Here is an 8,621-nt window from a genome sequence, read left to right as displayed (position 1 = left end):
TGGCTCTGGAGTTTATACGTTCTGATATTATAAAAAAAACGACCTATCGACGTACCTTCTAAGAAGACAGACCGCGTTTAAAGGAAGTTTTTCTTGCAATATCAGGAAGCAAAGGCTCTGGAGTTTATACATTCTGATATTATCAAAAAGGTCTGTCCCGTTTTTGGGACAGACCTTTTGTTCAAGATATTATCGGTTTGTATCCCTTCCAGGATGCTTCACGGCATTTTACAACAAACCGCGAATGGCTTCCGTCATGGCCTCAGGCGACTCCTTCGGCTCAAAGCGGGCAACCACTTCTCCCTGCCGGTTCACCAGAAACTTCGTAAAGTTCCATTGAATCTCGCCGTCTTCGGCCGGCCCCGGCTGCTGCTGTTTCAAATATTGAAAGAGCGGATGAGCCCCTTCCCCATTCACTTCCACTTTGGCGAATACCGGGAATTGAACCCCATAATTCAGCTGACAGAACGATGCGGCTTCTTCACTGGTACCCGGCTCCTGTCCTCCGAACTGGTTGCAGGGAAATCCAAGGATTTCGAGCCCCTGCGCCTTGAACTGGTCATACAGCTTCTGCAGGTCGCCATACTGCGGCGTTAATCCGCATTGGCTTGCCGTATTGGCGATGACCAGCACTTTACCTTCATAATCCTGAAGAGACACCTCTTGACCAGAGGTCTTGGCTGCTGTGAATTGGTACACGGACATGTGATTACCCCTTTCTATCCTTCATATAGAATTGGCATTCTGCTGCTATTTACCCCGATGCTTGGCCTTGGCCTTCCTTACGGCGATCTCCCGCTTGTAAGCGGCCAGGGCTTCCCGCTGTTCCCTGCTTCGGCAGGCGCGCTGCTTCTTTGACTTCTCCAGCTCCAGGCGAAGCGCCTCCTGGCTCTGGGTGCTGACGCCGCGGGAGCGGGACTCCTTCGCCGCCTGCCGGGCAAGCCGCTTGGGATTGACCGACTTCACAGGCAGCCGCGCGGCCGGGACGCTGCAGGATAAACGCTCCACCAGCGCGGGAAGATCGTTCATAACATATTCCCACACTTCCTGCAAAGACGGCTCGGAACCAAAGACGTGACGACCCGCCTTAAGCCCGTCTGCTCCCTGCGCTTCGACGACACCGACCCAATAAGGATCTTCAAAAAATACCGTGAGTTTCACCAGTATTCCCCCTCTGTATAAATCGGACCGAGGGACATCCCGAGGGGGGAAGGTTACTGACATGTGATCCGGGAGGCTGTGCTGGCGAATCGCCCTCTGCCTCCGTACATGCGCCGCGGACTACCGACCCGGCTGTGATTTTACGATCCACTTTCCATGATACTCCAAAGCGGCCGTGATGCAAGTCCGGCCCCAAGCGAATCAATAAGAGCGAAGAACAGCTACATATCGGACATGCGGCTGTTCATATACTTTCCTGTAACTAAAAGCGAGATTACTGCTGAAAAGGGGCCATACGCATGAATCATTCATCCAATCGGCCGGAGTCGGGCAGGCGGATTCCCCAGCCGATCCGCGGCCGCGAAGGGGCGACCGACGAGGGCCCTCGCGACGTGCTTCGGGACATGGAGAATCCCGATATGCTCGTTCCGCCGAAGACCGATAACGGGCTGATACCCAATTTAAAATTTTCCTTCTCCGATACGCACATGCAGCTTAATGAAGGCGGATGGTCCAGGGAAGTGACCGTTCGCGAGCTGCCCATCGCCACCACGCTGTCCGGCGTCAACATGCGGCTCACTCCTGGCGGCCTGCGTGAGCTCCACTGGCACCAGCAGGCCGAATGGTCCTTTATGCTGCTCGGCAGGGCACGCATTACGGCGGTGGACCAAAACGGGCGCAATTTCATTGCCGATGTGGGTCCCGGAGATCTCTGGTATTTCCCGCCAGGCATCCCCCATTCCATCCAAGGGCTGGAGGAAGGCTGCGAGTTTTTGCTTGTTTTTGACGACGGACATTTCTCCGACCTGAATACCCTCAGCATCTCCGACTGGTTCGCCCACACGCCCAAGGAGGTGCTCTCAGCCAATTTCGGCGTTCCGGAAAGCGCGTTTGCAAGCATCCCTTCCAGTCAGGTGTACATCGAGCAGGAACCCGTTCCCGGTACGCTGGACAGCCAAAAGGTAACCTCGCCCTACGGGGAGGTGCCCCAAACCTTTACGCACCGCCTGCTTGCGCAGCCTCCGATCATCACATCCGGCGGCAGCGTGCGGATCGTAGATTCGTCCAATTTCCCGGTCTCGCGCACCGTAGCGGCAGCACTGGTGGAAATCAAACCCGGCGGAATGAGGGAGATGCACTGGCATCCGAATCAAGACGAATGGCAGTATTACCTTACCGGCCAAGGCAGAATGACCGTATTCGCCGGTGGCGGCAAGGCCCGTACGTTCAACGTTCGCGCGGGCGACGTCGGCTATGTGCCGTTCGCCTTCGGACACTATATCCAGAATACCGGAACAGACAGCCTCTGGTTTTTGGAAATGTTCAAAAGCGACCGGTTCGCGGATGTGTCATTGAACCAGTGGATGGCCTTGACGCCGCGGGAGCTGGTGGCGGAAAACCTGAACGTCGGGTCCGATCTGCTGGATGCGCTGCGCAAGGAAAAATCGCCTGTAGTCAAGCACCCCGGCTTCACTTACACGAAGCCAAAAGACGGCGCCCCGGACGAGTAACATCCAGGGGGCCGTCTTTTTTTCTAGATATAAGAAGGTATAAGCTTCGAAAACTTGGCTTTCTTGATACCGCAAGAAGAGCGCTAAACGCGTTCCGTCTCCTATGAAAATAAGCCTCTAAACGTTATTCTAATTTCGCCTGTTCGTTCCTTTATCGTCCGGCGGCGTCCGCCGGAAGTCCGAACGCTTCGGCGATCAGCCGGAAGGACTGCAGCTTATCCTCAAAACGATGGGTAATGCTGGCGATCATCACCTCATCGGCATTGTATTCCTCGCACAGCTCTTCAATCCTGCGCTTCACCTGCTGCGGGGAACCGACGACCATCCGCTTGCGGTTCTCCTCAATCCGGATTCGGTCGTACCGCGAATACGGATATTCCAGCGCTTTCTCCACCGACGGAGTGCCTCCAGACGATCCGCCCTTTTCCAATAAAATGAGCGAGAGATCCATGCTGGACGCAATCCGGTTGGCTTCCTCCTCCGTTTCGGCGCATACGGCAAAGATGGCCACGAGGGACTGCGGCTTATCAAAAATGGCCGACGGCTGAAAATGCTCCTGGTACCAGCGCATCACATCACTGCCGCCGGAACCGTTGATAAACTGGGCGAAAGCAAAGCCGGTTCCCTGCATGGCGGCAATCCCGGCGCTGCCCCCGCTGGAGCCAAGCAGCCACATTTCCGGAACGGTTTGGACCATTGGCGTGGCCAGGAGGCCAGCAAAAGGATGTTCCGGACTCAGGGAATCCGTCAAATAGGCGACTAAGTCGTCGATCTGATCGGCGTAACGGTCCTCGCCGCGCATCTTGCCTTCCTGAAGGGCACGGGTCGCCAAAGGCATACCGCCCGGCGCACGTCCGAGCCCCAGATCGATTCTGCCCGGATAGAGGCCTTCCAAGAGCCGGAAGTTCTCCGCCACCTTGTAAGAGCTGTAGTGAGGCAGCATCACGCCGCCCGATCCAACCCGGAGCGTCGACGTCTTCGCCGCCAGATGGGAGATCAGCACTTCCGGACTGGAGCCGGCCAGGTTCGGGGAGAAATGATGCTCCGATACCCAAAATCGATGGTACCCGAGCCGTTCGGCTTCCTGGGCCATGGCCGCCGTCTGGGCCAGCGCTTCCACCGGATTGCTGCCTTCCGATATCGTTGATTGATCCAATATGCTCAGCTTGATCATTACGCATCAAGACCTTTCTGCTTATAACTGATTGCAGCGGGTGCTGACTGCTATTGCAGCATCGGCATCCATGATTTGGATGAGCTGCCCTGCTATTATATCATGCGCTTGACGTGTTGCCGAAACGCTTGGCCGCAAAGTGGGAGGATGCCCGAATCCATCCGAGTCAGAAAACAAAATCGGCCTCGCCGCGATAAAGTACGGTTTGCACGGGCGGCCAACTCACCTCATGAGCAGATTTGGAGATTTGCCACTAAATTTCGGGGCATCCGTGAGGACAAAAAAAGGCAGCAGCTGTCCCCACCTGGGTTAGCTGCTGCCTTTGCCTTGACCGCGGGGCGCCGTTATTTCCGGCGCCCGCGTCCTCCCGCGCTCCGGCCTCTGCCGCCGGGAGCGGATGGGCGGCCCGTGCCGCTCCGCTTGGCATCCCGGCCGCCGCGGGAACCGCCAACCGGCGCGCCGCGTTCCGCGCGGGCCGCTTGGCCCCGGCCGCCGCCAGCGCTGCGGCCGTCACGCTGCCCGGCCGCACCGGTGCGGGAGCGGCCGGCACCTGCACCGCCTGACCGGCGATTTCTCCCCTCTGATCACCACGTCCTCCGCGTCCCGGGTATAGGCTGCCGCAAGCCGCTTGACCTCGGCAGGCATCGTGGCCGAGAACAGCATCGTCTGGCGCTTGTAGGGCAGCGCTTGAATCAGCGTCTCGACCTCGTCCAGGAAGCCCATGTGCAGCATTTGGTCGGCTTCGTCCAGCACGAGCATTTTGACGCGCCCGAGCTCCAGCGTGCCACGCCGGAGGTGATCCAGCAGCCGGCCCGGCGTGCCGATGATCAGCTGGCGCCCCCCTTCGAGCTTCCGCAGCTGCTTCTCGACGTCCTGCCCGCCGTACACGGCCAGAATTCGGATATCGGTCCCAGCTGCCAGCTTTTTTGCTTCCTCGGTAATTTGCAGCGCCAGCTCGCGTGTAGGCGCAACGACAAGCGCCTGCGGGTACAGCTGCGTCGGGTCTATTTTTTGCAGCATCGGCAGCATAAAGGCCAGCGTCTTGCCGGTTCCTGTACGTGCCCTCGCGATCACATCGCTCCCTGCAAGCAGGAGCGGGATCGTCTCCACTTGTACCGGCGTCGGGATGGCAATACCGTTCGCCCTCAGTGTATTGACCAATGATTCGTTAACGCCCAAACTTGAAAACTTCAACAAAAATGCACCTCATTCATTAAGTTCCGCCTTTAGCGGGATATATAGTGGATTAACTCGGTTCAGACGCTTGTACTTCTATATCTTAAAAAGGAGGACCGTCACGTGACCCGTGCAGGGCCGCCGGACAGACCTCCCTTAAAGGATGAAATGAAAAACGCATGAATAACAATGTATGGATCATGATGGCGGCAATACGGACAGCTAAAACCTGCCGGATTTGAATATGGAAAACAGCAGCCACAGCACCATCAACAGCGCCACAATAAAACCGGTTCCGATCACCGGAAAATGCCACAGCACCGAGGATTGCTGATTCAGGGAAGAACCGATGATCAGTCCGACCATAATGATGCTGAAGGCAAGCAGCACGATGCTGAAAGACAGCCTGTTGCTGATCTGGTCGAGCTTCCTCATCAGGGCTTCCATCTCCGGAACGCTGATCTCAACCTTCAGCTTGCCCTTGCTGATTAACGATGAAATTTGCCTTGCCTGGTCCGGCAGGTCAAACAGCGCCTCCGCCAGACCCGCCGCTCCGCCCAGCAGCTTCTTGCGCAGGTTGCGGGTGCTGAAGCGGTCCTTGATCAGCTTCCGTCCAAACGGCTCCGCCATGTCGATGATGCTGAGCGTAGGATCCAGCTTCTCGATGACGCCTTCCATCGTCAGCAGCGCCTTGCCGAGCAGCGTCAGATCAGGCGGAATCATAACTTTGTGACGCTGGGCGACCGCGAACAGATCGTTCAGCGCCGTCCCCATGCTGATTTCGGAAAAAGGAATATTATAGTACTGCTCCCGCAGACCGTCCAGATCTCTGCGCAGCTCGCGAATATCGCCGTCTTCCGGCATCATGCCCAGCCTCAGCACGGCGCGGACCATGCTGTCGGTGTTTTTCCGCATCAGGGCGATGATCAGAGAAGACTCCAGATAAGCGAGGCTGCCGTCCTTGCGCACGAGCAGATTGCCCGGATGCGGATCGGCGTGAAAAAAGCCTTCGATGAAAATCTGGTGCAGCATGCTCTCCACGAGCTTCTCGGCCGTTTCCTTCAAGTCATATCCCTTCGCCACAAGCTCCTCCTGATGGCTTAAAGAGATGCCCCGGACGTATTCCATCGTCATGACGCGCGAAGATGTATACTGCCAAAATATTCGCGGGATGCACACGGTCTCATCGTTCTGAAACTGAAGTGCGATTTTCTCCGCGTTGCGGCCCTCCTGGGTATAATCCAGCTCAGCCCGCATGGAGCTCGCAAACTCTTCCACCAGGCGGGCGATTTGGTACTGCTTGACCCACACCCAGCGTTTCTCCGCTAGCGCGGTCAGGTCCCTGAGGATTTCCAGGTCTCTGACCACCATCTGCAGAGCGCCCGGACGCTGGACTTTGACCGCTACATCCTCGCCGGTCTTGAGCTTGCCGAGATGAACCTGTCCAATAGAAGCCGCCGCGATCGGCGACTCCTCAAACCAGGAGAAAATATCCTCGATGGCGTCATCCAGCTCCTGCTCGATAATGCCTTTGGCCGACTCGGACGAGAAGGGCGGAACCTGATCCTGAAGCTTGATCAGCTCCCGGATGATCGGCTCCGGCAATAGGTCCGATCGGGTGCTGGCCAGCTGCCCCAGCTTGACGAAGGTCGGCCCCAGGTCTTCCAGAACCAGCCGGATCCGTTCCCCCAGCGTCTTGGTTTGCGGCGTCTGATGGGTGATCCACCGTTTTGGGATGGACAGCATCTGGAACAGGCCCAGCTCCTCCACGATATAACCAAAGCCATGACGCATAAGCGCCATGGCGATCTCCCGGTAACGACCGGTATGTCTGATGCGCAGTGCCATCTTATTCCGCGGCCGGTCCGGATCGCTCTGCTTCGAGCTCCGCCACCCTCTTCTCCAATGTTGCGATGCGCTGTTCCAGACTGACGATGTCCTGATCGGAAGGAACGTGAATGTCCGTTAATACACGCCGAACCTGCTCCTGAATCCACGTTTTAAATTGGGACTGCTCCTCCTCGCCGCGTTCCACCAGCCGGTTGACCAGATCCTTGGATTCGGACGGCGCCAGCTCGCCCCGTTTGACCAGATCGTCCACGATCTTCTCGACTTTCTCTTTGCTCACTATGGTAAGGCCCCAACCTAATGAAATTGCTTTTTTAAACAGATCACTCATGGTAATTCCTCCCAAAGCTATAGTCAATATATTATACCCCCAAATGATGGGTCATATAAACCCGGGGGCCGTATTAACCCGGAAGATGCGCCGCCCACTGCGCAGCCTGCAGAATAAGCCGGCGGATCTGCGGATGGAGGAATGTCGGCTCGTGATGCCCCGGCATCAGAAAGGCGACTCTTCCCATACCGTAGCTATGCTTCCAGGCCGCCGGATGCCACGTTCCTTCCAGTTCGTATTCCAGCAGGACTGTTCTTTCGCCAAACGGGTCAAAATCAATCTGGTACGGCTCTTCGTCGAGTTCAAAAGGCTCGATGCCTTTCGTAACCGGGTCCTCTGCGCTCACCCGGAACGACAGCGGCTGGTACGGCGGATGACCGTTAAAACGGCCGCCGGCCAGCTGGGCCAGCTCATAGCGTCGGTTGCCGATAGACAGGCCGTTGTGGATGACAAGCAGGCCTCCTCCCTGGCTCACGTAAGACAGCAAACCCGCTGTCTGCTGCGGAGACACCTTCTCGTCCCACAAGTCGAAATAGCATATGCAAAGGTCAAACGGCTTCAAATGCTCCTCGAGCAGCAAATTTTTATTTTCGCTGCATTGAACCGAAATGACATCGTTCAAAATATGGCTGATCTGCGCGTCTACCCCCTGCAAAGGGTGAAATTTCGGATGTGTGTAATCACCGAGTAAAATGCTTTTTTTCTTGTTCATTATGTTCCTCCTTGCTCGCTCTCGTTCCCTATAGCATTCCACACTTTCTGGAAAAAACCTTTAATTCCTTTCGTTTTGGTGAAGGAAAAAGGGATGCAGCCAGCCGCATCCCCCGTCTGTATGGACATGTCCCTTTCCGTCAGTTTCGAACAAAATACCTTCCCAGTTCCACCATCATGCTGCCCATCCGCTCATCTTCCTCCGGCGAGCAGACGCGTTCGATGCCTTCTTCCCGCAGCGCCTGGGCCGTAATTTTGCCGACAGCCGCCGCGACCACCGGTCCGGAGAAAGCCAATACCAGCTTCGAGAGCTCGCCCTTCGCCCGGGCGTACTCGATCAGGTTGCGCACCTGCGGCCCGCTGGTGAACGCCACGGCGTCCAGCTCCGCCGCCGTAATTTCGGCGAGCAGCCGCGCAAGCTCCGCTTCCTCCGGAGCAATATGCTGATACGGCAGCACTTCCCGCACCCGGGCCCCCTGTTCCTGCAACCAGGCCGTCAGCTTCGGGGCCGGATCGCCGTGCAGCTGAAGAATGACGTCCGCCCCTTGAAACGGATAAGACGCCAGCCCACGGATCAGACCGGCCGTGCTTCCGTCGTCATCCCGAACGATCGGGATAAGCCCTCTCTTCTTCAGCGCATTCACCGTCTTGTACCCGCGGGCGGCAATGGACGAGCCCTGCAGCGCTTCGAGCAGTACAGCGCCACGCC

8 protein-coding genes and 1 pseudogene are annotated in these 8,621 nt (G+C 57.1%); 1 reads left to right on the top strand and 8 read right to left on the bottom strand.

Going from position 1 to position 8,621, the window contains the following annotated elements; all coding sequences use genetic code 11:
- Positions 1-228 precede the first annotated feature (228 nt).
- Both CPT76_RS30780 and CPT76_RS30775 read right to left on the bottom strand, forming a co-directional pair.
- Positions 229-705 (bottom strand): glutathione peroxidase, encoded by a 477-nt coding sequence (locus CPT76_RS30780; protein ID WP_076171834.1) that lies wholly within the window; start codon positions 703-705, stop codon positions 229-231.
- 45 nt (positions 706-750) lie between these two features.
- The gene (locus CPT76_RS30775) at positions 751-1,161 is read right to left on the bottom strand and encodes a YjdF family protein (RefSeq protein ID WP_105445566.1); all 411 of its coding nucleotides are present in this window, start codon (positions 1,159-1,161) and stop codon (positions 751-753) included.
- A gap of 299 nt (positions 1,162-1,460) precedes the next feature.
- Between CPT76_RS30775 and CPT76_RS30770 the strand changes: the two genes are divergently transcribed.
- Positions 1,461-2,672 carry an oxalate decarboxylase family bicupin gene (locus CPT76_RS30770; RefSeq protein WP_105445565.1) on the top strand — a complete coding sequence of 404 codons (1,212 nt, stop codon included), beginning with the start codon at positions 1,461-1,463 and terminating at the stop codon, positions 2,670-2,672.
- Between the two features lie 151 nt (positions 2,673-2,823).
- On the opposite strand, the gene CPT76_RS30765 is transcribed toward CPT76_RS30770, so the two are convergent.
- From CPT76_RS30765 to CPT76_RS30735, 6 genes and pseudogenes are all read right to left on the bottom strand, one after another.
- Complete coding sequence (locus tag CPT76_RS30765; RefSeq protein WP_105445564.1) at positions 2,824-3,846, bottom strand: LLM class flavin-dependent oxidoreductase; 1,023 nt, start codon at positions 3,844-3,846, stop codon at positions 2,824-2,826.
- Between the two features lie 549 nt (positions 3,847-4,395).
- Positions 4,396-5,043 (bottom strand): annotated as a pseudogene (locus tag CPT76_RS30755) (DEAD/DEAH box helicase); the annotation flags it as partial.
- Between the two features lie 201 nt (positions 5,044-5,244).
- Positions 5,245-6,870, bottom strand: a complete 1,626-nt coding sequence (locus CPT76_RS30750; protein ID WP_105445561.1) for an ABC1 kinase family protein — start codon at positions 6,868-6,870, stop codon at positions 5,245-5,247.
- A gap of 1 nt (position 6,871) precedes the next feature.
- Positions 6,872-7,201: a phasin family protein gene (locus CPT76_RS30745; RefSeq protein WP_105445560.1), complete on the bottom strand. Its 330-nt coding sequence runs from the start codon at positions 7,199-7,201 to the stop codon at positions 6,872-6,874.
- A gap of 73 nt (positions 7,202-7,274) precedes the next feature.
- On the bottom strand, positions 7,275-7,913 hold the full coding sequence (locus tag CPT76_RS30740; RefSeq protein WP_105445559.1) for a ThuA domain-containing protein: 639 nt from the start codon (positions 7,911-7,913) through the stop codon (positions 7,275-7,277).
- Positions 7,914-8,052: 139 nt separating this feature from the next.
- A partial coding sequence (locus tag CPT76_RS30735; protein ID WP_105445558.1) for a uroporphyrinogen-III synthase occupies positions 8,053-8,621 on the bottom strand: 569 nt, incomplete at its 5' end.

Origin of the sequence: Paenibacillus sp. AR247 (assembly GCF_002968895.1) — a bacterium.
Classification (GTDB): Bacteria; Bacillota; Bacilli; order Paenibacillales; family Paenibacillaceae; genus Paenibacillus_AQ; species Paenibacillus_AQ favisporus.
Note: the sequence above shows the minus strand (reverse complement) of the source record. Positions and strands in the feature narration are given on the sequence as shown.

What these genes read in the sequence shown, in the direction of transcription:
- CPT76_RS30780 (WP_076171834.1), bottom strand. Translation starts at nt 705, where the DNA reads ATGTCCGTGTACCAATTCACAGCAGCCAAGACCTCTGGTCAAGAGGTG.
- CPT76_RS30770 (WP_105445565.1), top strand. Translation starts at nt 1,461, where the DNA reads ATGAATCATTCATCCAATCGGCCGGAGTCGGGCAGGCGGATTCCCCAG.
- CPT76_RS30765 (WP_105445564.1), bottom strand. Translation starts at nt 3,846, where the DNA reads ATGATCAAGCTGAGCATATTGGATCAATCAACGATATCGGAAGGCAGC.
- CPT76_RS30750 (WP_105445561.1), bottom strand. Translation starts at nt 6,870, where the DNA reads ATGGCACTGCGCATCAGACATACCGGTCGTTACCGGGAGATCGCCATG.
- CPT76_RS30745 (WP_105445560.1), bottom strand. Translation starts at nt 7,201, where the DNA reads ATGAGTGATCTGTTTAAAAAAGCAATTTCATTAGGTTGGGGCCTTACC.
- CPT76_RS30740 (WP_105445559.1), bottom strand. Translation starts at nt 7,913, where the DNA reads ATGAACAAGAAAAAAAGCATTTTACTCGGTGATTACACACATCCGAAA.